Genomic DNA, 22,616 nt, shown 5'->3' with positions numbered 1-22,616 from the left:
TCCACCGGCGGCGAGGGGTGGTACGGATGGCGGGACGGACTGTGCTGGGCGGCGCGGCGAGCCCGCGCGACGCTCGGCTGCGGCGGCGCTGGGACCGGGAGGCGCGCGCCTACGACCGCGGCATGGCCGCGGCGGAGCGCCGCTTCTTCCCGGACGTCCGCCCCCGCGCGTGCGGGCTCGCGACGGGCGAGACGTTGGAGGTCGCGATCGGCACGGGCCTCAACCTGGCCCACTACCCGGCGCGGGTGCTGGACGGCCGTCTGACGGGCGTCGAGTGGAGCCAGGGGATGCTCGCGGTCGCACGACGGCGGGCGGCGGAGCGGGGGGTCGACGTCGATCTCCGGCTCGGCGACGCGCAGCGGCTCGACCTTCCCGACGACGCCTACGACACGGTGGTCTGCACCTTCTCGCTGTGCGCGATCCCTGACCACCGCGCCGCGCTCGCGGAGATGGTCCGCGTGCTGCGGCCCGGCGGCCTGCTCGTCCTCGCCGACCACGTCGAGTCGTCGTCGTGGCCGCTCCGCGCGCTCCAGGCGGCGGCCGACGTCGTGAGCGTCCCGCTCGCCGGGGAGCACTTCCGTCGCCGCCCGCTGCGCTGGGTGCTCGACGCGGGGCTCGCCGTCGAGCGGCACGAGCGCACGCGTGCGGGCGTCATCGAGTGGTTCGCGGCGCGCACACCCGGTCCACGAGCTCGGTGACCGCCGCGCGCACGGGGTGTGGCGGCGCGCCGCCGTCGAGCGCGAGCGCCGCGCGGTCGAAGGCCGCGGAGAGCAGGAGCGTCAGCGCGTCGAGGCGGTCGTCCTGCGCGACGTCGTCCCCCACGCGCGGCGTCGTCGGCCGGGCAGACCCCGCGAGGCGCGAGCCTCCGCCACGAGCCTGGCCGGTACGGGCCTCGTCGTCGGACGCGGCGTCGTCGGTCGGGTCGTCGGCCACGGTGTCGTCGGGAGCGGTGTCGATCGCGGCGGCGAGGCCCGCGCGCAGCGTGCGACGGGCATGGCGCGCGTCGAGGGCGTCGGCCTCGGCGGCGCCGAGCACGGCCGGGGCGTCGACGAGCAGCAGGCGCGTCCGACCCGGGACCGACATCGCGTCGAGGTAGGCCCGCGCGCCCTCGACGAGCATGCCGCGGGCGTCGGGCGCGTCGGGCGCGTCGGGCGCGTCGGGCGCGTCGGGCGCGTGGCGCGAGCGGGGAGCGGGAGCGTCGCTCGCACGGGGTGCCGTCCGGGTGACGCTCGCAGCTTCGGCCTCGTGGACGCTGCCGACCGGGCTGGTCCGCGCCTCGATCTCGCGCGCGACGGCCTCCGCCTCGGCCTCGACGACCGCCCGGAACAGGTCCCGCTTGTCCGCGTAGTGGTGGTAGAGCGCGCCGCGGGTGACGTGCGCGGCTGCGGCGATCTGGGGCGTCGACGCCTCCGCGTACCCGGGGTCGACGAACAGCTCGCGCGCCGCGGCGACGAGCGCGGTCCGGGTGGCGCGGGTGCGCTCGGCGTTGGTGCGACGGGTCTCTTGCATACCGACAGACTGTAGGTCATTCTTAGATGCAGACAGTCTGTTTGTTTATGGACGACCCGGAGGAGAAGAACCGTGCGCATCACGAGCTGGTACCCGGTGATCATGACCGGCGACGTCGCGGCGACCGCGGCGTTCTACGTCGAGCACCTCGACCTCCGGCCGCTCTTCACGAGCGACTGGTACGTGCACCTGCAGTCCGCGCACGACGAGGCCGTGAATCTCGCCGTGCTGGACGGCGACCACGAGACGATCCCCGAGAGCGGGCGGGGGCGGGCGAGCGGGCTCCTGCTCAACCTCGAGGTCGAGGACGTCGACGCCGTCCACGACCGATTCGTCGCGGCGGGCCTGCCGATCCTGCGCTCGCTGCGCGACGAGGCGTTCGGCCAGCGCCACTTCATCACCGCCGACCCGAACGGCGTCCTGATCGACGTCATCACGCCGATCCCGCCGACGGGCGAGTTCGTCGAGCAGTACGAGGAGTCCGCGCTCCCGACGGCGTAGCCGACCGCTCCGGCACGGCTTGGCGACGGATGTCACGAACCCGGACCGCGTCCGTCCCTCCTACGGGGGCAGGGCGACGACCGACCGCGGTCGTCGCGCGTCATCGACCGGGTCCGTCGCGAGCGCGGCGGGGGTGTTCCGCCGCCCGGTGCCGTCGAAGGAGAGCAGCAATGTCAGCAGCATCGTCCCCGCTCGAGCGCGAGCTCCGGCGCATGGAGGTCATCGCGCGCCGCGAGCAGCTCCGGCTCGTGGGCCGCGCACTGCCCCGCGTGGCGGAGCGCCGCCGCTGGGCGGACGCTCCGCGGCGTCAGTCCCCGGCGACCGCGGCGCGGTAGACACCTCGCGGGCGCACGTCAGCCGAACGCTGCACCCGCGGCCGAGCGCTGCACCTCCGGGTGCCTCCCTCGTCCCGGAGCGCATCTCTCGGCGCCCGGGCGGCTCAGTCCAGAGTGCCCAGGCCGGCGAGGTCGCGCGCGCGGAGCAGCACGTCGTCGAGCATCTGGGGCGTGAGCCGCCCGGTAAAGGTGTTCTGCTGGCTCACGTGGAAGCACCCCAGGAGGGTGAGGGTCTGCGCGGGGGGCGGCTGCCCGCCGTCGGGCACCTCGCTCGCGGGGCGTCCTGTCTCGGCGTCGGCCCCCGCGGGTGCCCGACGGCGCAGCATCACCTCCGCGCCGTGCGCGAACCGCGGGCGGGGGCGTGGCACGTCCCAGCCCTGCTCCGCGAGCGTGGACAGGAGCGCCTGCCACCCGAAGCCACCGAGCACGACGGCGACGCGCACGCTCTCCCGGAGCAGCTCGACCTCGCGCGCGAGGTAGGGGCCGCACCGGTGGCGCTCCTCGGGGGTGGGCTTGTTGTCGGGCGGGGCGCACCGCACCGGGGCGGTGACGCGGATCCCGGTGAGGCGCAGCCCGTCGTCGGCGGACACGGACGTCGCCTGGCTGGCCAGGCCCGTGCGATGCATGGACGCGAACAGGAAGTCGCCGCTGCGGTCGCCCGTGAACATGCGGCCCGTGCGGTTGGCCCCGTGCGCGGCGGGCGCGAGCCCGACGACGAGGATCCCCGCGCGCTCGTCGCCGAAACCGGGCACGGGGCGGGCCCAGTAGTCGTCCTCGCGGAACGACGCGCGCTTGACCGCGGCGACGTGCTCGCGCCACGCGACCAGCCGGGGGCACGCGCGGCACTCCACGAGGTGCGCGTCGAGCGCCGCGAGCGTCGGCGCGGTGCGTGCGGCGAGCGGGTAGTCGGGGTCGTCGGGCCTCACCCGCCCATTCTCCGCGCCGAGCACGACGTTCCTGTCGACGTCCGCGGGACGACGAGAGCAACGTCGTGCTCGACGGCGTGCGGCGTCGTGCTCGGCGGGAGGCCGGGCCGGGTCAGGCGCCGCGGTCGGCGAGCACCGTGGCCTCGGCGAGCGCCGCGGCGTCGTCGGGGACGTCGACGCCGGCCTCGCGGCCGGGCTGGTCGGCGGCGCCCGGGGTACGGGACCCGTCGACCGTCCCGCCGGACACGGCGGTCGCGATCTCGACCTCGGTCGCGTCGTGCATGGTGAGCGCGTCGGCGGCGTCGTCAGGGACGGGCGCGCCGAACGTGTGCCGCAGGCCGAGCAGGACCGCTCCGGCGACGACGACCACGCCGAACATCACCGCGGCCATCGTCACGGGCGGCGACCCGCCGAGCAGGCCGGTCACCGGCGCGACGACCGCGCCGACGCCGAACTGGAACGCCCCGATGAGCGCCGCGGCACTCCCGGCGCGGTGCGCGTTGCGCTCGAGCGCGATGGCCGGGACGGACGGCATGACGAAGCCCGCGGTGCCGAGCGTGAGGACGATGAGCGGCACGAGCCACGCGAGGCCGCCGCCGGCGAGCGCCGCGACGAGCAGCCCGCCCGACAGCACGAACCCGGCTGCGACCGCGCCCTGGAGGATGCGCTCGGGCGCCACGCGGCCCACGAGCGCGCCGTTGATCTGGCTGCCGGCCGTCACGGACACGGCGCCGACGCCGAACACGATCGCGTACTGCTGCGCGGACATGCCGAAGAAGTCCTGGAACACGAACGTCGACGCGGAGATGTACGTGAACATCGCGGCCATGTAGAAGCCGGCGATGAGCGCGAGACCGATGAACGACCAGTCGCCCAGGAGCGAGCCGTAGGAGCGCAGGGCGGCGACGGTCCCGCCGGAACGACGGCGCTCGGCCGGCAGCGTCTCGCGCAGGCGGAGCAGGACGAGCACGAACAGCACCGCGCCGACCACGGCGAGCGCGACGAACATGCCGCGCCACGAGCCGAGCCGCAGGAACTGGGCGCCGATGGTCGGCGCGAGGATCGGAGCGACGCCCACGACGAGCATGAGGCGCGCGATGACCTTGCCGATCTGGTACCCCTCGAACGAGTCGCGCACGATCGCCATGGAGAGCACCATGCCGGCGGCCGCGGAGAGCCCCTGGACGAACCGCAGGCCGGTGAGCGCGGCGACCGACCCGGCGAAGACGATCCCGGCGGACGCCGCGACGTACACCGCGAGGGAGACCAGCAGGGGAGCGCGGCGGCCGATCGCGTCGGAGACCGACCCGATGAGGAGCTGGCCGATCGCGAGCCCGGCGAGCGTCGCGGTGAGCGTGAGCTGGACGCGCGACTCGGTCGTGCCGAGCTCGTCGACGATGCGCGGGAAGGCGGAGAGGTAGAGGTCGATCGTCAGCGGACCGATCGCGGTGAGCGCGGAGAGCAGCAGGACGAGGCCCGCGCTGATGCGCCCGGGTCGGGCGGGAGCGGCGGGGCTCGTGGAGCCGGTGCCCTGCGGTGCGACGACGGGCGCGATCGGCGCCGGGGTCGCGGGGGGAGTGGAGGCCATGACAGGGGCAACCCCGGGCGGGGCGTCACATGTTCCCGGACGCCGTACGCGATCGGATGCTGAGACGGGGAGCGGCCTCAGGCTCGGACGCGCTCCTCGCCGTCGCGCGGGCAGTCACGCTCACCGGCACCGGCACCGGCACCGGCACCGGCACCGGCACCGGCACCGGCACCGGCACCCGCACCGGCACCGGCACCGGCGGCCGCGAGACCGCGCCGCGCACGGGCTTCCTCGGCGGCGTCGTCGAGCTCGACGGCGAGGGCGCGGGCCGCATCGTGCAGGTCCGCCGCGCGGGGGGCGTCGCCCGCGGCGAGCACGGCCTCCCCGAGCGCGTTGAGCGCCTCCGCCTCGACGAGGCGTGCGCGGACGCGGCGCGCCAGCTCGACCGCGGCCTCGCCCACGGTCACCGCCTCGGCGACGGAGCCCGCGGCGAGCAGCGCGGTCGCGAGCGCGCTGCGGGCCTCGGCCTCGGCGTCGGGGTCCCCGAGCGCGACAGCGGCCCCCACCGCCTCGCGCAGCTCGGCGACGCCGGCCCCGGTCTCGCCGGAGCGCACGAGGAGCCGACCCACGTGCACCCGTGCCCGGGTGGCCAGCCCGGCGTCGCCGAGCGACGTCGCGCTCGCGAGGACGTCGCGGTGCTGCGCGAGCGCGCGGTCGAGGCTGCCCTCCGCCTCGGAGAGGATCGCGGCGTTGCTCGACACGATGGCGACGTTGAGCGCGTCGCCCACGCGGCGGGACAGCGCGAGCGCCCGGTCGTAGCCGGCGCGCGCGTCGTCGTGGCGCCCGAGGATGCGGTGCACGTCCGCGAGGTTCCCGACGGCGCGGCCCTCGCTCACGGGGTCGCCCGCGGTCCGCGCACCGGCCGCCGCGTCGCGGTACGCGGTCTCGGCCTCGTCGAAGCGCCCGAGCCGCTTGTACACGTTGCCCACGCGGTTGAGCGTCTGGCCGGGGCGTGGGTCGTCGCCGCGCTCCAGCGAGCGGACGAGCTGGGCGAGCGCCTCGTCGTACCGGCCGAGCCGTTCGAGCGCGCGCCCGAGGTCGCGCCCGGCCTGGGACCGCCCGGACGCCCGCCCGTGCTCGACCGCCGCCGTGTGCACCGCAACCGCGTCGTCCCAGCGCCCCGCCGAGTCGAGGTACGGCGCGAGCAGGGCGGAGAGGTCGGTCACCGGGTCGGCGAGCTCGTGCTCCGCGGCGAGCGCCGACGTCGCGACGAGCAGGTCCCGGTGGGCGTCGAGCCACGCGAGCGCGACGTCGGTGGTGCTCCTCGCCGCAGCGGCGCCCGGTGTGGCCGCGGCCTGCCCGGTCGGACCCTGCTCGACAATGCCCTGCTCGCCCGGGCCGCCCAGCTCGGTCGAGCGTCCGGCCGCGTCGTGGTGGGGCGCCGTTGCGTGCACGGCGGGTCGGGCGTCGTCGAGCAGCCGGCCGGCGAGGCGCCCGACGGCCGTGGTCCGCGCGGAGAACGGGTCGTCGGAGCGGGCGAGGTCGGCGGCGAGGCTGCGGACGGCGTCGGGCACGACGACCTCGCCGCGCGGCCCGCTGGTGACGAGGTGCGCGCGCCCCAGTGCGGCGAGCGCGTCCCGGCTCTCGCTCGTCGAGACGCCGAGGAGCACGGCGACCCACGCGGCGTCGAGCGGCACCGGGACGAGGGCGAGGAGCCGCAGGGCCCGGGCATGGTCGGCGGGAAGGTCGCGGTGCGCCGCGGCGAGCGCGGGGTGGAGGACCGGTCCGGGCAGGTCCTCCACCCGGCGGGCGTGGTCGGCGAGCGACCAGCCGGGCCGTGCACGGACGTCGTCGGCGACGCGCACGAGCGCGGCGGGGAGTCCGCCGCACGCGCGGACCAGCCGGGTGGCCGCGCTCGGCTCGGCGGCCGCGCGGTCCGCGCCGACGAGCGACCCGAGGAGCGCGAGCGCGTCGGCCTCGGGGAGCGGGACCAGCGTCGTCCCGGCCGCGCCGGGGAGGTCGAGCACGTGGTGCGCCGTGGCCACGACGCGTGCCGCGGCCGGCAGGTGCGCGACGACGTCCGCGACCTCGGCGGCGTCGGTCACGTCGTCGAGGACGACCGTCGTGCGACGCCCGGCGAGCGCGACCGCGAGGGCCGCGGCGAGCGCGGGGACGTCGCGCGCCCGCGCGTCCGGCGGCGGCGCGCCGAGCGACTGGAGCAGCGCGTCGAGCACGACGGCGGCCGACGGCGCCATGACGGCAGACACCCCGCGCAGGTCGACGAGCGCGACGACGTCCGCCGGGACCTCGTGCGCGACGGCGAGCGCGACGCTCGTCGTCCCCACCCCGGCGAGGCCGGTGACGGTCGCGACGCGCGGACCGTCGGGGAGGCCGAGGAGCCCGTCGGGATGCCCGGCCCCGAGCGCTGCGGCGAGGCGCGCGGCGTCGTCGTCACGGCCCACGAGCTGGCCCTCGTGCGCGAACGGTCCCAGCCGGACCGATGGCGGCAGCGCCACCGCGGGGACGGCGGCGGCGACGGTCGCCGTCCGGTACGCGGCGCGCCAGGCCGCGGGCCGGTGGTCACCGAGGACGGACGCGACGTCGGCGAGCAGGTCGACGTCGAGCCGCGAGCGGCCTGCGCGGAACACGTCGTAGACGGTCACGCGTCCCGGGCGTGCCTCCGCTGCGGGCACGCCCCGAGCCGTGCGGAGCGCACCGACGCGCCGCGCGATCTCGGTGTACGAGGGGTCGCCGGCCCAGGTCCGGAGCGCGCGCAGTCGCGCCGCAAGCTCGTCCACCGACCCGGCGCCCACAGGGGACGGCGGCGGGTCGAGGGGCATCGCGCCAGGCTAGCGACGGCTACCCACCGGTGCGCGGCGACGTCGCTACGCGACAGCGCGGCTGCTGACCGGGACGCGCTCGTCCGCGTCCTTGATGACCCACGCGACCACGGCGAGGCCGACGATCACCACGACGGGGGTGGCGAGCCCGGCGAAGGGCACGGTGGCGTCGTTGTGCCCGACGGTGAAGACGGAGATGTCCCACAGGCCGTGCAGGGCCATGGCCCACACGAGGGAGCCGGTCGTGCGACGCAGGATGTAGAAGACCGTCCCGGAGCCGAAGGCGACGAGGACCTGGGGGAGGGCCTTGTCGAGGGGGGAGCCGGAGAGGATGTTGAGCAGGTGCATGGCCCCGAACAGCACGGAGCTCCACAACCAGACCCAGACCTCGCGGTAGCGCGAGCGCAGCCCGACCAGGAGCGTGCCGCGCGCGACCAGCTCCTCGCAGAACCCGACCCCGATCCCCAGCAGGAGGAGGGCGAGGAGGAACGTGGCGTCGAAGTCCTCCCACGTGGTCTGGACGAGGCTGACGACGGCCACGACGAGCATGAGGACGGGGGCGATGATCGGCCAGCGGCGGGCGCTGCGCGCGCGCTCGAAGAGCGCGAGGCGCCACCACCCCAGCGCGGTGGTGACCACGACGAGGTAGAGGGCCCCGATGACGAACGAGGGCACGGTGACGCGGAAGATGCTCTCGGCGCTGGTCCCGACGTCCTCGTACGGGACGCCGGAGAGCGCGGCGACGACCGCGATGATCACGAGATAGCCGACCAGGATCGCGATACCGATCCAGGCTCGGGGTTGGACGCGCATGTGCTACCTCTCTCCGGTCGGGTGCTCGGGGGTCGTTCGGTCGGGTCCGGGTCGTGCGTCGACGAGCGGTCGCCTGCCGAGCCTCGCGAGCTCGGCTCGTGCGAACGCGACGCGCTCGGTCTCGCGGGCGTCGGCGGCGGCGATCTCGTCGGCGAGGTCGTGCGCGGCGGCGAGGCGGTGCTTGCGGTGCCTGCGGTCGCGCCGTCCCGCCGCGCCCTTGCGGTACCGGCGACGCTGCCTCCACCCGCCGGAGAGGGCGTCGAGCTCCTCGGCAGTCAGGGTGCCGTCGAGGACCTCGGGCGACATGACGGTGCGCATGGTGCGTCGCTCGTCGCGGACCGTGAGGTGGAAGACGCCGACCACGGTCGCGATCGCGACGGCGGCGATCACGACGATGAGGACCAGCGAGAGGGGGCCGTTGCCGCCGCTCAGCGCTCCGACGGCGTCCCACAGGAAGTGCAGGGCCATGGCGGCCGCGCAGAGCCCGAGGCCGAGCCCGACCCGCCGCCGCTGGGCGCGGGTCCCGACGAGGTAGACGAGCCCGGCTCCGAAGACGGCCGAGTACAGGATGTGCGAGGTGAAGCCGCTCGCGACGCGCAGCCCGACGGTGCCGAGGCTGTTGCCGATCGGGTCGGACCCGAACTGGGTCTGGGCGGAGTTGAGGGCGTAGAGCACGTCCTCGAAGATCTGGAACCCGAGCCCCGCGAAGGCGCCCAGGACGAACCCGTCGTACGCCGTGCGGACCACGGTGGGGGCGATGAACAGCAGCAGGAGCACGCCGGCCCCCTTGCCCAGCTCCTCGGTGAACGGTGCGGACAACGGAGCCCACCAGACGTCGGCGGCCTGCTGCCCCAGGAGCTTGAGGTAGAGGCCGCGCAGCGCGTCGTTCGCGCTGACCGCGATGACCCACGTGGCGGCGATGCCGCCCCAGGCGAAGGCCGCGACACGCAGCGACACGGGCTGGGGCGAGTACCGGTCGATGACGGTCGTGAACCACCAGAAGAGCAGCCCGTAGGCGCCGAAGATCAGCGCGGACAGCCCCAGCGTCGAGCCGAACGCTCGCACGGTGGTGTCGAGGATGTCGAGCATCCGGTACAGCCCGTAGGCGAGGACGAGCACGAAGAGCCACCAGCACGCGTTGCGGGGCTGCCACCAGCGGACCCGGTTTCCCCACCCGCTGGTCTCGAGCGACTGCCGCCGCAGGGCGAGCGCGTCCGCGCGGTCGACGTCGCTCATGACGTGGCCCCTTCCTCGACGGGGGTGATCGACTGGATCATGGCCGCCACGTCCGCCGTGGTGGCCGGGTCCGTCGTGTCCGGCCCCAGGGCGACCACCTCGATGCCCTGGTCGTCGACGACGAACGTGGCGACCAGCCCGCTCCCGGACGTGCCGGTGAACCGTGCGGCGACGCCGCTCAGGCCGTCGTCGGTCGTGACGGTGACGGGGTCGCCGGCGATCCGGTAACCCGCCTCGCCGCGCAGGCCCGTGCCGGTCTTCCGGAGCTGGTCGAGCAGCTCCTCCGGGGTGCCGTCGTAGGTGTCCGTCTGGATGTTGAGCACCACGCCGTCGCCGGACACGGTCGCGGAGGTCGCGAACCGGTCGGCGGGTCCGGGCTCGTCCTCGCGCTGACCGGACAGGATGTTCCAGCCAGGCGTGGGGGAGAACGAGACGGCGTCGCCGAGCCGGATGACGTCGCCCGGCCGAGCCGGGTTGTCGCGCGCGATGCGCTCGTTCAGAGTCGGCAGGACGACGACCGCCACCAGCAGGAGGGCGAGGACGGCGAGAGCCGGGGCGATCGTCGAGCGGTCCAGGCCGAGGAGGCGACGCTCGACGGGGACCCATCCCTCAGGACGAACCGGTCCCGCGCCCGGCGCGTCGGCGCTCACCCGCGGCCCGCCGCCGCGGGAGGGACACGGTCCGTGGCCGGGGACGTCGCTGGGAAGGGCATCTGACCTCGTTCCGTCGGTGTGGTGGACCCGGGTCTCCCGCCGGAGGGGTGACCCGATCGAGTCACACCGGTGTGGTCCGATGCGCCGACGCTAACGACAGCGCGGCCATCGCGCGCGGCGAACCTGGCCGGTGCGCTCTGCGGCTCAGACCCGGGCGTCCGTGGGGACCGGCGCTGGTCTCGAGATGTCGAGTGCTGGCGCGGGCCCTAACGTGGCGGACGACGACGACCCCCTCGACGAGAGCAGGTGGCAGATGTCGGTGCGGAACGCTCCGCTGGTCCGGGACGCAGCGGCGGGGAGGCGCGTCACGCGCTGGTGGGTCGCCTACCTCGTGGTGTTCGTCGGAGCGGTCTTCGTCGTGCAGTTCGGCGTCCTGGGTGCGCTGGGTCAGGCGTGGAAGGTCTCCGCGGGCTCGCCCGCGGCCCAGGTCCAGGAGGCGATCGCGTGCGCCGTGTCGATCCTCGTGGTCTTCGCCTGGGTCGGCTGGTACGAGCGACGCCACGTCCGCACCGTCGGGTTCCGTCGTCCGGGCCGCGGGGTGCTGCTCCTGCTCGCGGGGATCCTCGTGGGGCTGGCGATGATCTCGCTCCCGATCCTGTTCCTCTGGGCGACCGGCGCCTACGAGCGCGTGGACGCTCCGGCGGCGTCGAGCTCCGGAGGGGGCTGGGCGGCGCTCCCGCTGGTCCTGGCGCTCGTGCTGCTGTTCGTGTTCCAAGGTGGTCAGGAGGAGGTCCTCACGCGGGGCTTCCTCCTGCAGAACTCCGGGCTGCAGCTCCCCGGATGGGTCGCGATCGGGCTCCCGGCCTTCATCTTCACCGTCCTGCACGGCGTGCTGTCGTTGCCCCTCGCGTTCGCGACGATCCTGCTGTACGCGGTCTTCGCCTCGTTCGTCGCGCTCCAGCAGGGATCGCTGTGGCTCATCGGCGGCATCCACGCCGGCTGGAACTGGGCGCTGGGCAACGTGTGGGGCATCCCGGTGAGCGGGCTCGCCCCGAAGGACGAGTCCCTGGTGTACCTGCGACCGGCGGACGGGTCGCCCGACTGGCTCACCGGCGGGACGTTCGGGACCGAGGGGAGCCTGCCCGCCGTCGTCATGATCGTCACCGCGACCGCGGTCGCGTTCGTGCTCTACCGCCGCCGCGCCCGGACCTGGGCGGACGACGGGGTCCCCACGCCGTCCTCTCCCGCCGCTGCGAGCCCGTCCTCGGCCGCGGTCGACTGAGCCGCCGGCCCACCCCTGGCGTCCGCGTCGTTCGGGATCGTTCGGGACGCGTGCGGTGGCGGTGGTCCTGCCGTCAGTCTCCTCGAAGGCCGCGACGACCGCGGCGCGACGGACCGCGCCCGTGGCGCGGGGAGACGGAGGAGCGACGGTGGGCCTGTTCGACAAGCTCAAGGACATGTTCTCGGGGACCGCGGACCTGTACGCGAAGGAGGACGCCCCGGCGCTCACGCCGACGCAGCAGCGCGGGCTCGCGCTCGGCGCGGTCTACGCGGTCGAGGGCGTGCTGCCGATCAACGCGCTGACCGTGGAGGCGGACGCGCGCACGGCCGCGAAGCCGCTCGCGGCGGGGTGGGACGTGCGGGGCACGGACGACGTCGAGCGCACGTACGAGCTCCTGCTGACCCAGGGGCACCGCGGCTACTACGCGATCGCGATGCCCAAGGTCGAGGAGCTGTACTCGGGCCGGCTGAGCCGCCGGGACGCGAAGGGCGCGGCCGAGCAGCACGCCGCGCAGGTGCGGCAGGAGGCGACGGCGCGCGGGCTCGACCCCGAGCGCGCGGTCGCGTTCTACCAGGGGTGGAGCGCGTCGGCGCAGGTGGGCGGGCACGGCGAGCTCGCGGACCCGCTGCCGCCGTCGATCGCGGCGTGGGACGCGGCGCGGGTCGTGCACGTCAGCCGCCTCGCGGTCGACGCCGGGTTCGTCACGCCGGAGCGGGCATGGGCGGCGATCGAGGAGGCCGTCGTGATGTCGCGCCCCGCGTACGCGTCGTGGGAGCAGTTCGGCGACGGGTTCCTCGCCGGGCGCGCGTTCTGGTCGGCGGGCAACCGCACCCCGATCGACCAGGACCTGCCCGACTTCAAGCGCGCGGTGCGCCGACTGCTCGACACCGAGTCGTCGCCGTGGCGGACGCTGGCGTACTGAGCGTGCGGTCGCCCTGGTGGTGGCGCGCGGGGGTCCTGCTCGTCGTGATCGGGGTGGGCGCAGCCGTGGTGCTGGCCGACGACGGCCTGCGGTCCGAGGTCCACGCGGCGCTGTCGAACCTGGCGCGGGCGCTGCTCTGACGGCACCGCGCCGTCGAGCACGAGGTGGCCGTCGTCCGGGCGTCGGAACGACGGCGACCTCGTGCTCGGCGCGTCGATCAGCCCTGGGCGTCGCGCCAGGCGACCCACTCCCGCACGAGCGACAGGTCGTAGTCCGGCCCGCTCGTGCCGACCGTGAACAGCGTCGCTCCCGCGGAGACGAGCGCGTCCGCGGACTCCGCCGGCGGCCGCGACACGCCGACCGAGCGCTCGACGAGCGCGGCGGTGTCGCGGCCGACGGCCTCGCCGTGCTCGTCGAGGATCGCGCTCTTGCGGGCGAGCGTCTCCGCGTCGCCGAACGAGTGCCACACGTCCGCGTGCTCGGCCACGACGCGCAGGGTCTTGCGCTCGCCGCCGCCACCGACGAGCACGGGGACGTCGCGCGTGGGCGTGGGGTTCGACGCCGCCCAGCGTGCCTTGATGCGCGGCAGCGCCTCGGCGAGGTCGGCGATGCGCGCGCCCGCGGTGCCGAACTCGTAGCCGAACCGGTCGTAGTCCTTCTCGAACCAGCCCGCCCCGATCCCGAGGATCAGGCGCCCGCCGCTGATGTGGTCGACCGTCCGCGCCATGTCGGCCAGGAGGTCGGGGTTGCGGTAGCTGTTGCAGGTGACGAGCGCGCCGATCTCGACGCGCTCCGTCTGCTCGGCCCACGCGCCGAGCATCGTCCAGCACTCGAAGTGCTTGCCGTCGGGGTCGCCGGTCAGGGGGAAGAAGTGGTCCCAGTTGAAGATGACGTCGACGCCGAGGTCCTCCGCGCGCAGCACGGCGTCGCGGACCTGGGCGTAGTCGGCGTGCTGCGGCTGGAGCTGGACGCCGATGCGGTAGGGGTGCCGGGATGAGGTCATGTCGGGCAATCTACGTCCGGGTCGAGAGCGTCGGCACCCCGCGTCGAGCACGACCTTGCCGTCGCCACGAGCCTCAGAACGACAGCAGGGTCGTGCTCGGCGGACCTAGGGTGGGCGCATGAAGCGACTGGTGGGCCTGCTCGTGACGCTCGTGGTGCTCGTGGCGGTCGCCGTCGTGGCGGACCGGGTCGCGGTCGGCGCTGCGGAGCGCGGCGCGGTGACGGCCTTCGAGCAGCAGGCCGACGACGTCACCGGGGCGGAGCTCGACATCACGGGGTTCCCGTTCCTCACGCAGCTCGCGCGCGGCGAGCTGACGCACGTCACCGGCTCGGCGGACTCCGCGTCCTTCGGCGGCTACGCGATCTCCGACCTCCAGGTCGAGGCCGACGGCGTGAGCACGTCGGAGCCGTACCGGATCGCGTCGGGGACCGCGTCGGGAGTCATCGCGGCCGAGTCGCTCCAGCAGATCGTGGCCGAGCAGAGCGGTCTGGACGTCGGCATCACCGCCTCCGGCGACGTGCTGTCCCTGGCCTTCGACCTGCTGGGCGCGACGATCACGGTCGACGTGACCCCGCGCGTCTCCGGGCCGGCAGAGCTCGCCGTCGACGTCGTCGCGGTCCGCACGGGCCTCGGGACCGTCTCGGTCGACGACCTCCCGTCGGGGATCTCCCGCGCGCTGTCCGACCTGCGGGTCCCGCTCGACCTGCCCGACGGCGTCGCGCTCGACGCCGTGTCCGTCGTCGACGGCGGGGTGCGCGTCACGGTGACCGGGACCGACGTCGTCGCCGAGGACCTGGTGGCGTCGTGACCGTCGCGGCCGGGCAGTGGGTGCCGCGGTGAGCGGGGAGCTCGTGGACGAGGGCCACGTGCTCGCCGCGCGCCTCGCCGCCCACCGGCTGCGGTCGCCCGACCTGCCCGACGTGCCGACCGCCGTCGGGCACCTCGTCGCGGTGCAGGGCCAGGAGTTCCACCCCGCGCTGTGGGGCCTCACGCGGCGCTTGCGACCCGACGCACGGCCAGGCGCGGCCGGGGCTGTCGCGGCCTGCGACCGCGGGGAGGTGGTGCGGACGCACGTGCTGCGCCCCACGTGGCACCTCGTCCGGTCCGACGACGCCCGCTGGCTCGTCGAGCTCAGCGCGCCGCGGGTGCACCAGGCCAACGGGACGATGTACCGGCAGGTCGGGACGGCGGGGCACGTCGCCGAGACCGACCTCGTCGTCGCGGCCGTGCAGGAGCGGCCCCGGACCCGTCGTGAGCTCGCGGGCCTGCTCGCCGCCCACGGCCGCCCGCTCGAGGGCATCGCCCTCGGCTACGTGCTCATGCAGGCCGAGCTCGACCGGCTCCTGGTCAGCGGCCCGCTCGACGGCAAGCAGCAGACGTACGCCGCGTTCGACGACCGCGTCCCCACGGGCTACGGGCCGCTCGGCGAGCGGTTCGACCGCGACGCCGCGCTCGTCGAGCTCCTGCGCCGTTACCTCGCGAGCCGCGCGTACGCGACGGTCAAGGACGTCGCGCAATGGTCTGGCTTCACGCTCACCGACGTGCGGCACGCGCTCGGCCTGCTCGGGGAGGAGGTCGTGGCCGTGCCCGGCGCGGGCGCGCTGGAGGGCGCGACCCTGTGGCGGCTCGCCGACGCCGACACCCGCGTGCTCGACCCGGGGCCGTTCGTCGGCGCACTCGCGCCCGACGGCGACCCGGACCGGCCGGTCGTCGACCTGCTCCAGAGCTACGACGAGCTCTTCATGTCCTACGGCGAGACCCGCGCGCTCGTCGTCGCGGAGGGCGTCGACCTGGGCGACCGGCTCGGGTCGTTCATCCACGGGCTCGCGGTCGACGGCGTGGTGGTCGGGCGGTGGCGCTGGGTCGTCGGGGCGCGCGACGTCGTCGTCGAGCCGCAGTGGCGCCGCGCGCCCACGGCCGCGGAGGCGGCGGCGTTCGACGAGCAGGTCGCCGCCGTCTCCACGCACTGGGGGCGGACCGCGCGCACCTGAGTCGCGTCGCCCCGAGCCGCCGCCCCGGGCGCGTCAGCCCTCGGCGGGGCCGGTGAGCGCCTCGAGGCCCGCCGCGGCGCACGCCTCGTCGGCCATGCCGTCCGGAGCCCCGCCGACGCCGATGCCCGCGATCGTCGCGCCGTCGATCTTCACCGGGACGGCGCCCGGGAGGAACAGCGTGCCGGGCAGGTCGGCGACCGTCGCGCCGTCGCCGACCGCGCGCGGCGCGAGCTCGCTCGTCGCGGCGCCGAACGCCGCCGACGTGTACGCCTTGGCCTGGGCGGCCTCGAGCGTGTGCACGGCGGCGCCGTCGCCACGCACGAGCGCCTGGACCTGGCCCGCGCGGTCGACGACGGCGACGCTGACGAAGCCCAGGTCCTCGGCCTGGCACGCGGCCAGCGCCGCGCTCGCGGCCTCCTGCGCCGCCGCGACGCTGAGCCGGCCGACCTGCACGACCTCGTCCGTCGTGACGTCGGCGACCGCGACGGCGGCGGGCTGCGCAGGCTGGTCGGCTGCCGCGTCGTCGCTCCCGGACGCACCGGACGTGCAGGCGGTGAGCGTGAGGGCGGTCGCGAGCGCGACGGCGGTGAGGGACAGCGGGCGGAGGCGCGAGGCGGCCATGGCGGTGCCTTTCTCGGGGTGGTAGGACGCGGACGTCCGGGGTCGTGACCAGTCTTCGCGGCGAGCCCTCGCCGCCGCGTCGGCGGATCGGGGCCGGCTCGGTGCCCCCTTCGTCGCGGTGGCTCTCGTCCGATCGGCTGATGTGCGGCGCACGCGGGGCACCTACCGTGGGTCGATGCCCGCCGACCTGCCCGCGCCTCCCGGAGAGGCTCGTCCCGCCGCCGGGCGCGCGCTCGACGTCGGGGTGCACGCGACGTTCCTCGCGCTCGTCGCGACGTCCACGACGCGGTACGTGGTGCGGCACGGCGCGGACGACCGCTGGCAGCTCGTGGTGCTGCTGGCCGCGGTGACGGTCGTCGCGTACGGGGCGCTCCTCGTGACGTCGCGCCGCGCGTCGTCGCGATCGGTCCCCGCGCGGGCGGCGACCCTCGTGCTCCTCGCGACGTGGTCGGTGCTGGCGCTCCTCGCCCCGAGCTTCGCGTGGTGCGCGCTCCCGCTCTTCTTCGTGTGCCGCCTCGCGTTCCGCCCGCCGTGGTCGCACGTGCTCGTCGGCGAGGTCGCCGTCGTGACGTCGGTCGCGCTGCTGCGGCTCTCGGACGGGACCGACTGGGCTGCGCTCGTCGGCCCGCCGTGCGTCGCGGTGCTCCTCACGCTCGTCACCGACCGTGTGGAGCGTGACGCCGCGGCGCGCGTCCAGCTCCAGGAGCAGATCGCGCAGGCGCAGGCCCGCCTCGCCCGGTCGGAGCGCGAGGCGGGGATCGTGGCCGAGCGCGAGCGACTCGCGCGCGAGATCCACGACACCGTGACGCAGGGCCTCGCGAGCGGTGTCCTGCTGCTGGAGGCGGCGGACCAGACGTGGGAAACCGCTCCCGACGACGCGCGCTCGGCCGTGCGCCGCGCGGCGGTCGCCGTGCGCGCGAGCCTCGCGGACACGCGCAACCTCGTCCACGACCTCGCGTCCGCGCGCGTGGACCCGGACGGGTTCCACGCGTCCCTGCTCGCCGCCGCGCAGGGCCAGGTACCCGGCGCGTCGCTCACGACGTGGGGCGACGCGCGCGCCGTCGCGCCCGAGGTCGCGCACGCGCTGCTGCGGGTCACGCAGAGCGCCGCGGCGAACGTCGCGCAGCACGCCGCCGCCGAGCGCCTCGACGTGACGCTCACGTACCTGCCCGGCGCGGTGGCGCTCGACGTGTACGACGACGGCGTCGGCTTCGACCCCGATGCCGTCGCCGCGCCGTCGAGCACCGGCGGGTACGGCCTGCGCGCGATGCGCCGCCGGGTCGCGCAGCTCGGCGGGACGGTCACGGTGGAGAGCGCGCCCGGCGAGGGGACGGTCGTCGCGGCGCAGGTCCCGACCCACGACGACGCAACCATGACGGACTCCCTGGCGACCGGCCCCGAGGAGGGCTCCCGATGACCGACCCCGCACCCGTCGCCGTGCTGCTCGTCGACGACCAGCCGGTCGTGCGCGCCGGGCTGCGCGCGCTCCTGGAGTCGCAGCCCGACCTGCGGGTCGTCGCCGAGGCCGGGTCCGGCGAGGAGGGGCTCGCGCTGGTCGAGGGCGCCGCGCCCGACGTCGTCATGATGGACCTCGAGCTGGGCGACGGCATGGACGGGATCGACGCGACCCGGCGCCTGCGCGGCGCGCACCCGCAGGTCCCGGTGCTGGTGTTCACCACGTACGACACGGACGCCGACATCGTGCGCGTGATCGACGCCGGCGCGACCGGGTACCTGCTCAAGGACGCGCAGCCGCACGAGATCTTCGCCGCCGTCCGCGCGGCCGCCGCGGGCCGCAGCGTCCTGTCGCCGCCCGTGGCGTCGCGGCTCATGCACTCGATGCAGCACCCCGGCACCGCGCTCACCCCGCGCGAGGCCGAGCTCCTCACGCTCCTCGCCGACGGGCTGTCCAACCGCGAGCTGGGCCGACGGCTGCACATCAGCGAGGCGACCGTGAAGACCCACCTGGCGCACGTCTACGCCAAGCTCGGCGTGGAGACGCGCGCGGCGGCGGTCGCGCACGCGCTGCGCACCCGGGGCGTGCGCCGCTGACACCGTCCCGCCGCGCCGGTAGGGTGCGGGCACACCCGCAGAGCGGCGGGTCGCGCGGGGGACAGGGGGACGACCATGCACGACGCCACGCCCGGGGACGGGATGCCCACCGAGGGGTCGGGGGACGACGTCGGCCCAGGGCGCGGTCCGCGCACGCGGGCCCTGCTCGTGGGGGGAGCGCTCGTCGTCGCCGTCCTCGGGGTCGGGATCGCCGCTGCGCTGACCGGCCGCGCGGCAGGGACCGAGCCGAGCGACGCCGTCGGCGGTGCACCGGCGGCGGAGGCACCGGCGGACGACCCGGCGCTCGCCGCCGAGACGCCGGGACAAGCGCCCGTCGAGACGAACGGTGTGCAGGCGTGCGGCGGCTTCGCCGGCTCCGCGGGGACGCCGATCCAGGTCCGGGGAGACGACGGCGAGCCGGAAGCGCTCGGCGGGCTCGAGGGCTGGTGGAACAGCACGCCGGCGAGCGGCTCCGGGGGCTGGCTCGACGTCGAGAGGTGGCCTCGTCAGGTGCTCGACCACCCGGCCACGGTCACCGTCGAGACGACGACCGGCACCGTCCTGGAGTCGTTCGACCGCCGCACGTGCACCGGCGTCGAGGGCTGGACGGCGCCGGACCTGTCCGCCCTGCCACCGTCGACCGTCGTCGTGCTCGACGCGGAGACGGGCGAGGTCCTGGCCGAGCACCCCGTGGACCTCGTGACGCCCTGACGTTGCCCGGCTCAGGGACGGGGTGCGCCGGGGCGCGTGACGAGGTGGATCAGCACCGACGTCACCACGATCACCCCGACGTAGACCGCCATCGCGAGCGGGGACGTGACGGCGAGGAACGTCAGGGCGGCGTTGCCGACCAGGTGCAGCGCCACCGCTCCGGGCACGCCACCCCGCAGGCGCTCGCTGACCAGCCAGTACGCGCTCGAGAGCGGGATCATCGCGAGCAGGAACAGCGCCGCCTCGACGCTCGCGAGGCCGAGCGACGACTGCCACGTCCCGGTGAGCGCGAACAGCGGCAGGTGCCAGACCGCCCACACCGCGCCGAGCACGACCGACGTCGCGAGCGGCGAGCGCCGACGGCGCAGGCGTGGCTGCGCGTAGCCGCGCCACCCGAACTCCTCCGACAGCGGCCCCGCCCACAGCGAGACGAGGGCGAACAGGACCGGACCGCCTGCCGCGACGACGGCCGCCGCCCCGGCCGACAGGTCGGCCGGTGCGCCGCCGAGGCCGGGGACGAGCAGCGCCGTCACGACCGCGGGCGCGGAGCCGACCCCGATCGCGGCCGGGAGCCACCGCCCGGCCGCGCCCCAGCGCGCGGCCCGCGGGCTCCGGCGGCCTCCCGCGCGCAGCACGAGCGCGGCCAGCGTCGGGCCGAAGCCGCCGAGCGCGTAGAGCGCGAACGCGACGGGGTCGGCGAGGTCGCCGCCGAGCAGCCAGGCGCCGCCCCACGGAGCCCAGGACAGCCCGAACGCGAGCGCCCAGAACGCCGCGAGCCCGCCGCGCAGGGGCTGCTCGGAGCCGTCCGGGGACAGCGCGAGGTCCTCGGGAGACGAGGCGGGTGAGACGCGCCGGGACCGTGAGGCAGCAGGGAGAGGACGTGCGCTGGTCGTCATGTCTCGATCTCACCGCTTCGTCCCGTTCCAGGGAGCCCGGGCCGCCCCCGCACGGGGGTAGGGACAACCCCACCGCGGTGTTCGGCGGCGAGCGGAGTGGCAGGGTGGGGGCGTGACGACGACGCCCGACGTACCCCGACCGGCCAACTGGGCCGGCAATCTCACCTACTCCGCGGCGGAGGTCGTGCACCCCGCGACGCCCGACGCGCTGGTCGACGTCGTGCGGCGGTCGCCGCACGTCAAGGCGCTCGGGTCGCGGCACTCGTTCGGGGACGTCGCGGACACGTCCGGCACGCACGTCGTGCTCGACCGGTACGACGACGGCCGCCCGCCCGTCGTGGTCGACCCCGCCACGGGCGTGGCATCCGTCGCGGCGGGGCTGCGGTACGGCGACGTGACGCGGCACGTGCACGCCGCGGGCCGCGCGCTCGCGAACCTCGCGTCGCTCCCGCACATCTCCGTCGCGGGGTCCGTCGCGACGGCGACCCACGGCTCGGGCGACGAGGTCGGCTCGCTGGCGAGCGCCGTCGTCGGGCTGGAGCTCGTCACGGGCGACGGCGAGCGGCGCCTCCTGCGGCGCGGGGACGCGGACTTCCCCGGCGCGGTGGTCGCGCTCGGGGCGCTGGGAATCGTCACGCGCGTGGAGCTCGAGACCGTCCCGACGTTCGACGTGCGCCAGGACGTGCACGTCGGGCTGTCGTGGGACGCCGTGACCGCGCACTACGACGAGCTCACGGCGTCGGCGTACTCGGTGAGCCTCTTCACCGACTGGGGGCCCGACGGCGTGCAGCAGGTCTGGCGCAAGTCTCGCCTCGAGCCGGGGGAGACCGGGACCGCGCGCGCGGAGCTCTTCGGGGCGACGCCCGCCGCGACGATGCTGCACCCCCTGCCCGGCATCGACCCCGTGCACTGCACGCCCCAGCTCGGCGAGCCCGGCCCGTGGAACGAGCGGCTGCCGCACTTCCGGCTCGACTTCACGCCGAGCAACGGCGCCGAGCTCCAGTCGGAGTACCTCGTGCCGCGTGCGCGGGCGCAGGAGGCGTTCGCGGCGATGCGCGACCTCGGCCCGCGCGTGACCCCGCTGCTCCAGGTGGGGGAGATCCGGACCGTCGCGGCCGACGCCGCGCCGCTGTGGCTCAGCCCGTTCGACGGCCCGGCCGTCGGTGTCCACCTCACGTGGAAGCCCCTGCCCGACGACGTCGCGCGGGTCCTGCCCGAGGTCGAGGCCGCGCTGCTCCCGCTGGGCGCGCGCCCGCACTGGGGCAAGCTCTCGCACGCGCTCGTCCACGACCCGGGCTCGGTCGCGACGCTCTACCCGCGCTTCGACGACTTCGGCGAGCTCGTGCAGCGGTACGACCCCGACGGCCGCTTCCTCGGCGGCTACGTCGGCCGCCTCCTCGCGGGCTGACCGAGCACGACCCCGCCCGCCGCCGAGCACGGCCTGAGGGTCGTCAGCCGGCGACGAGCGGCCCTCAGGTCGTGTTCGGCGAGGTGGTTCGTCACGGTTCGGCGTCGATGTCCCCGCCGGTTTGGTGAGCGGGGCGCTGCGGCCTCACACTCGTGCGCAGGTGCTGCGCACCGCCGGGTCCTCTGTTCCCCGTACGTTCCTCGGCCTCCGGGCCGGGTGCTGACGTAACACGACGGAGACGATCGGTGTCTACGCTGCCCCTGCCCGGCCCCCACCCGATCGGAGAACACCATGCGTACGACCCTACGCAAGCTTCCCCTCGGCCTCGTCGCGCTCACCGCGACGAGCGCCCTCCTGCTCACCGCGTGCACCGACGCGTCCCAGACCGGGACCGACGGCGGCACCGCAGGATCCGACGAGACGTCGTCCGCGCCGTCGTTCGACCCCTCGACGATCGAGGTCGACGACGCGGCCGCCGCGCTGCTGCCGGAGGACGTCGCGTCCGCCGGCACGCTCGTCGTCGGCTCCAACACGGAGTACGCGCCCGCCGAGTTCATCGACGCGGACGGCACGACCCCGATCGGCTTCGACATCGACGTCATCAAGGCGGTCGGCGCGACGCTCGGCCTCGAGGTCGAGGTCCAGTCGGCCGACTTCCCGGCGATCATCCCTGCGCTCGGCACCAAGTACGACGCCGGGATCTCCTCGTTCACGATCACCGAGGAGCGCATGCAGGAGGCCAACATGATCTCCTTCCTCAACGCGGGCTCCGCCTACGCGGTCGCGTCGGGCAACCCGGACGACGTCGACCCCGCGAGCCTGTGCGGGCTCACCGTCGCCGTCCAGACGGGCACCATCCAGGACGAGGACATCGCCGTGCAGAGCCAGGCGTGCACCGACGCCGGCGAGGAGAAGATCGACATCCTCCAGTACGAGTCGCAGTCCGACGCCACGACGAACGTCGCGGGCGGCAAGGCGCAGGTCCTCTACGCGGACTCGCCGGTCATCGGCTACGCGGTCGAGCAGACCGGCGGCCAGCTCGAGCAGCTCGGCGACGTGTTCGACAGCGCACCCCAGGGCGTCGTCGTCGCGAAGGACGACACCGAGCTCGCCGCGGCGATCCAGGCGGCGCTCCAGTCGCTCATGGACAGCGGCCAGCTCGTCGAGATCCTCGGCGCGTGGGGCAGCGGCGACGCCGCGCTCGACACCGCGGAGGTCAACCCGTCCGTCGGCTGACGCCTCCGCACCGCCCTCATCTCATCCCTCACCCCAGTCCCCGCCGTGGGGGGGGGGGGCCCCCCCCCCCCCCGCCCCCCCCCCCCGGGCCCACGCACCCACCGCCCACCCGCGCGCCCCCCCCCCCCCCCCCCCCCCCCCCCCCCCCCACCC

Annotated in this window: 23 protein-coding genes; 13 read left to right on the top strand and 10 right to left on the bottom strand. The window is 75.6% G+C overall.

Features of this window, described 5'->3' with window-relative positions; genetic code table 11:
- The first annotated feature begins 26 nt into the window (after positions 1 to 26).
- Complete coding sequence (locus ACFVN3_RS01470; protein WP_378229829.1) at positions 27 to 698, top strand: class I SAM-dependent methyltransferase; 672 nt, start codon at positions 27 to 29, stop codon at positions 696 to 698.
- On the opposite strand, the gene ACFVN3_RS01465 is transcribed toward ACFVN3_RS01470, so the two are convergent.
- Entirely contained in the window at positions 652 to 1,509 is an 858-nt protein-coding gene (locus tag ACFVN3_RS01465; protein WP_378229827.1) for a helix-turn-helix domain-containing protein, read from the bottom strand. The genes ACFVN3_RS01470 and ACFVN3_RS01465 overlap by 47 nt on opposite strands.
- Positions 1,510 to 1,581: 72 nt before the next feature.
- Between ACFVN3_RS01465 and ACFVN3_RS01460 the strand changes: the two genes are divergently transcribed.
- Together ACFVN3_RS01460 and ACFVN3_RS01455 are read left to right on the top strand one after the other, a co-directional pair.
- Positions 1,582 to 2,010: a VOC family protein gene (locus ACFVN3_RS01460; protein WP_378229825.1), complete on the top strand. Its 429-nt coding sequence runs from the start codon at positions 1,582 to 1,584 to the stop codon at positions 2,008 to 2,010.
- Between the two features lie 170 nt (positions 2,011 to 2,180).
- Entirely contained in the window at positions 2,181 to 2,345 is a 165-nt protein-coding gene (locus ACFVN3_RS01455) for a hypothetical protein (protein ID WP_378229823.1), read from the top strand.
- 104 nt (positions 2,346 to 2,449) lie between these two features.
- On the opposite strand, the gene ACFVN3_RS01450 is transcribed toward ACFVN3_RS01455, so the two are convergent.
- The 6 genes from ACFVN3_RS01450 to ACFVN3_RS01425 all read right to left on the bottom strand — a co-directional run bounded on the left by ACFVN3_RS01450 (position 2,450) and on the right by ACFVN3_RS01425 (position 10,338).
- Positions 2,450 to 3,271, bottom strand: coding sequence for a uracil-DNA glycosylase (locus tag ACFVN3_RS01450; protein ID WP_378229821.1), 822 nt, complete (start codon positions 3,269 to 3,271; stop codon positions 2,450 to 2,452).
- A gap of 112 nt (positions 3,272 to 3,383) precedes the next feature.
- Positions 3,384 to 4,859, bottom strand: a complete 1,476-nt coding sequence (locus tag ACFVN3_RS01445; protein ID WP_378229819.1) for a multidrug effflux MFS transporter — start codon at positions 4,857 to 4,859, stop codon at positions 3,384 to 3,386.
- 77 nt (positions 4,860 to 4,936) lie between these two features.
- Entirely contained in the window at positions 4,937 to 7,639 is a 2,703-nt protein-coding gene (locus ACFVN3_RS01440; protein ID WP_378229817.1) for a tetratricopeptide repeat protein, read from the bottom strand.
- Positions 7,640 to 7,684: 45 nt separating this feature from the next.
- Positions 7,685 to 8,452: a CPBP family intramembrane glutamic endopeptidase gene (locus ACFVN3_RS01435; RefSeq protein ID WP_378229815.1), complete on the bottom strand. Its 768-nt coding sequence runs from the start codon at positions 8,450 to 8,452 to the stop codon at positions 7,685 to 7,687.
- Positions 8,453 to 8,455: 3 nt separating this feature from the next.
- Positions 8,456 to 9,688, bottom strand: a complete 1,233-nt coding sequence (locus ACFVN3_RS01430) for a PrsW family intramembrane metalloprotease (protein ID WP_378229813.1) — start codon at positions 9,686 to 9,688, stop codon at positions 8,456 to 8,458.
- Positions 9,685 to 10,338: a hypothetical protein gene (locus ACFVN3_RS01425; RefSeq protein ID WP_378229811.1), complete on the bottom strand. Its 654-nt coding sequence runs from the start codon at positions 10,336 to 10,338 to the stop codon at positions 9,685 to 9,687. The genes ACFVN3_RS01430 and ACFVN3_RS01425 overlap by 4 nt, the downstream gene beginning before the upstream one ends.
- A gap of 316 nt (positions 10,339 to 10,654) precedes the next feature.
- Between ACFVN3_RS01425 and ACFVN3_RS01420 the strand changes: the two genes are divergently transcribed.
- The 3 genes from ACFVN3_RS01420 to ACFVN3_RS01410 all read left to right on the top strand — a co-directional run bounded on the left by ACFVN3_RS01420 (position 10,655) and on the right by ACFVN3_RS01410 (position 12,685).
- Entirely contained in the window at positions 10,655 to 11,623 is a 969-nt protein-coding gene (locus ACFVN3_RS01420) for a CPBP family intramembrane glutamic endopeptidase (RefSeq protein WP_378229809.1), read from the top strand.
- A 148-nt stretch (positions 11,624 to 11,771) separates the two neighbouring features.
- Entirely contained in the window at positions 11,772 to 12,545 is a 774-nt protein-coding gene (locus tag ACFVN3_RS01415; RefSeq protein ID WP_378229807.1) for a DUF1266 domain-containing protein, read from the top strand.
- A 2-nt stretch (positions 12,546 to 12,547) separates the two neighbouring features.
- The gene (locus ACFVN3_RS01410) at positions 12,548 to 12,685 is read left to right on the top strand and encodes a hypothetical protein (protein WP_378229805.1); all 138 of its coding nucleotides are present in this window, start codon (positions 12,548 to 12,550) and stop codon (positions 12,683 to 12,685) included.
- Positions 12,686 to 12,762: 77 nt separating this feature from the next.
- On the opposite strand, the gene ACFVN3_RS01405 is transcribed toward ACFVN3_RS01410, so the two are convergent.
- The gene (locus ACFVN3_RS01405) at positions 12,763 to 13,548 is read right to left on the bottom strand and encodes an LLM class F420-dependent oxidoreductase (protein ID WP_378229803.1); all 786 of its coding nucleotides are present in this window, start codon (positions 13,546 to 13,548) and stop codon (positions 12,763 to 12,765) included.
- A gap of 118 nt (positions 13,549 to 13,666) precedes the next feature.
- Here ACFVN3_RS01405 and ACFVN3_RS01400 point away from each other — a divergent pair, with 118 nt between their 5' ends.
- Positions 13,667 to 14,356 (top strand): DUF2993 domain-containing protein, encoded by a 690-nt coding sequence (locus tag ACFVN3_RS01400; protein WP_378229801.1) that lies wholly within the window; start codon positions 13,667 to 13,669, stop codon positions 14,354 to 14,356.
- Between the two features lie 28 nt (positions 14,357 to 14,384).
- Positions 14,385 to 15,539 (top strand): DNA glycosylase AlkZ-like family protein, encoded by a 1,155-nt coding sequence (locus tag ACFVN3_RS01395; RefSeq protein WP_378229799.1) that lies wholly within the window; start codon positions 14,385 to 14,387, stop codon positions 15,537 to 15,539.
- Positions 15,540 to 15,572: 33 nt separating this feature from the next.
- On the opposite strand, the gene ACFVN3_RS01390 is transcribed toward ACFVN3_RS01395, so the two are convergent.
- Entirely contained in the window at positions 15,573 to 16,160 is a 588-nt protein-coding gene (locus ACFVN3_RS01390; protein ID WP_378229797.1) for a heme-binding protein, read from the bottom strand.
- Positions 16,161 to 16,335: 175 nt separating this feature from the next.
- Here ACFVN3_RS01390 and ACFVN3_RS01385 point away from each other — a divergent pair, with 175 nt between their 5' ends.
- The 3 genes from ACFVN3_RS01385 to ACFVN3_RS01375 all read left to right on the top strand — a co-directional run bounded on the left by ACFVN3_RS01385 (position 16,336) and on the right by ACFVN3_RS01375 (position 18,923).
- Positions 16,336 to 17,577, top strand: a complete 1,242-nt coding sequence (locus ACFVN3_RS01385; RefSeq protein WP_378229794.1) for a sensor histidine kinase — start codon at positions 16,336 to 16,338, stop codon at positions 17,575 to 17,577.
- Positions 17,574 to 18,212, top strand: a complete 639-nt coding sequence (locus ACFVN3_RS01380) for a response regulator (RefSeq protein ID WP_378229792.1) — start codon at positions 17,574 to 17,576, stop codon at positions 18,210 to 18,212. Before ACFVN3_RS01385 ends, ACFVN3_RS01380 begins: the two co-directional genes overlap by 4 nt.
- Positions 18,213 to 18,287: 75 nt before the next feature.
- The gene (locus ACFVN3_RS01375; RefSeq protein ID WP_378229790.1) at positions 18,288 to 18,923 is read left to right on the top strand and encodes a hypothetical protein; all 636 of its coding nucleotides are present in this window, start codon (positions 18,288 to 18,290) and stop codon (positions 18,921 to 18,923) included.
- Positions 18,924 to 18,934: 11 nt separating this feature from the next.
- Here ACFVN3_RS01375 and ACFVN3_RS01370 read toward each other — a convergent pair whose 3' ends face one another.
- Positions 18,935 to 19,819 carry a CPBP family intramembrane glutamic endopeptidase gene (locus ACFVN3_RS01370; RefSeq protein ID WP_378229788.1) on the bottom strand — a complete coding sequence of 295 codons (885 nt, stop codon included), beginning with the start codon at positions 19,817 to 19,819 and terminating at the stop codon, positions 18,935 to 18,937.
- A gap of 112 nt (positions 19,820 to 19,931) precedes the next feature.
- Here ACFVN3_RS01370 and ACFVN3_RS01365 point away from each other — a divergent pair, with 112 nt between their 5' ends.
- Complete coding sequence (locus ACFVN3_RS01365) at positions 19,932 to 21,227, top strand: FAD-binding protein (protein WP_378229786.1); 1,296 nt, start codon at positions 19,932 to 19,934, stop codon at positions 21,225 to 21,227.
- 291 nt (positions 21,228 to 21,518) lie between these two features.
- Positions 21,519 to 22,463 (top strand): ABC transporter substrate-binding protein, encoded by a 945-nt coding sequence (locus tag ACFVN3_RS01360; RefSeq protein WP_378229784.1) that lies wholly within the window; start codon positions 21,519 to 21,521, stop codon positions 22,461 to 22,463.
- Positions 22,464 to 22,616: the final 153 nt, after the last annotated feature.

This window comes from Cellulosimicrobium sp. NPDC057862 (assembly GCF_042797035.1).
In the GTDB taxonomy this organism is placed as follows: domain Bacteria; phylum Actinomycetota; class Actinomycetes; order Actinomycetales; family Cellulomonadaceae; genus Cellulosimicrobium.
Note: the sequence above shows the minus strand (reverse complement) of the source record. Positions and strands in the feature narration are given on the sequence as shown.

Coding starts and splice junctions, on each gene's coding strand:
- ACFVN3_RS01440 (WP_378229817.1), bottom strand. CDS start 7,639: ATGCCCCTCGACCCGCCGCCGTCCCCTGTGGGCGCCGGGTCGGTGGAC.
- ACFVN3_RS01455 (WP_378229823.1), top strand. CDS start 2,181: ATGTCAGCAGCATCGTCCCCGCTCGAGCGCGAGCTCCGGCGCATGGAG.
- ACFVN3_RS01380 (WP_378229792.1), top strand. CDS start 17,574: ATGACCGACCCCGCACCCGTCGCCGTGCTGCTCGTCGACGACCAGCCG.
- ACFVN3_RS01430 (WP_378229813.1), bottom strand. CDS start 9,688: ATGAGCGACGTCGACCGCGCGGACGCGCTCGCCCTGCGGCGGCAGTCG.
- ACFVN3_RS01390 (WP_378229797.1), bottom strand. CDS start 16,160: ATGGCCGCCTCGCGCCTCCGCCCGCTGTCCCTCACCGCCGTCGCGCTC.
- ACFVN3_RS01400 (WP_378229801.1), top strand. CDS start 13,667: ATGAAGCGACTGGTGGGCCTGCTCGTGACGCTCGTGGTGCTCGTGGCG.
- ACFVN3_RS01405 (WP_378229803.1), bottom strand. CDS start 13,548: ATGACCTCATCCCGGCACCCCTACCGCATCGGCGTCCAGCTCCAGCCG.
- ACFVN3_RS01420 (WP_378229809.1), top strand. CDS start 10,655: ATGTCGGTGCGGAACGCTCCGCTGGTCCGGGACGCAGCGGCGGGGAGG.
- ACFVN3_RS01360 (WP_378229784.1), top strand. CDS start 21,519: ATGCGTACGACCCTACGCAAGCTTCCCCTCGGCCTCGTCGCGCTCACC.
- ACFVN3_RS01385 (WP_378229794.1), top strand. CDS start 16,336: ATGCCCGCCGACCTGCCCGCGCCTCCCGGAGAGGCTCGTCCCGCCGCC.
- ACFVN3_RS01435 (WP_378229815.1), bottom strand. CDS start 8,452: ATGCGCGTCCAACCCCGAGCCTGGATCGGTATCGCGATCCTGGTCGGC.
- ACFVN3_RS01375 (WP_378229790.1), top strand. CDS start 18,288: ATGCACGACGCCACGCCCGGGGACGGGATGCCCACCGAGGGGTCGGGG.
- ACFVN3_RS01445 (WP_378229819.1), bottom strand. CDS start 4,859: ATGGCCTCCACTCCCCCCGCGACCCCGGCGCCGATCGCGCCCGTCGTC.
- ACFVN3_RS01465 (WP_378229827.1), bottom strand. CDS start 1,509: ATGCAAGAGACCCGTCGCACCAACGCCGAGCGCACCCGCGCCACCCGG.
- ACFVN3_RS01370 (WP_378229788.1), bottom strand. CDS start 19,819: ATGACGACCAGCGCACGTCCTCTCCCTGCTGCCTCACGGTCCCGGCGC.
- ACFVN3_RS01470 (WP_378229829.1), top strand. CDS start 27: ATGGCGGGACGGACTGTGCTGGGCGGCGCGGCGAGCCCGCGCGACGCT.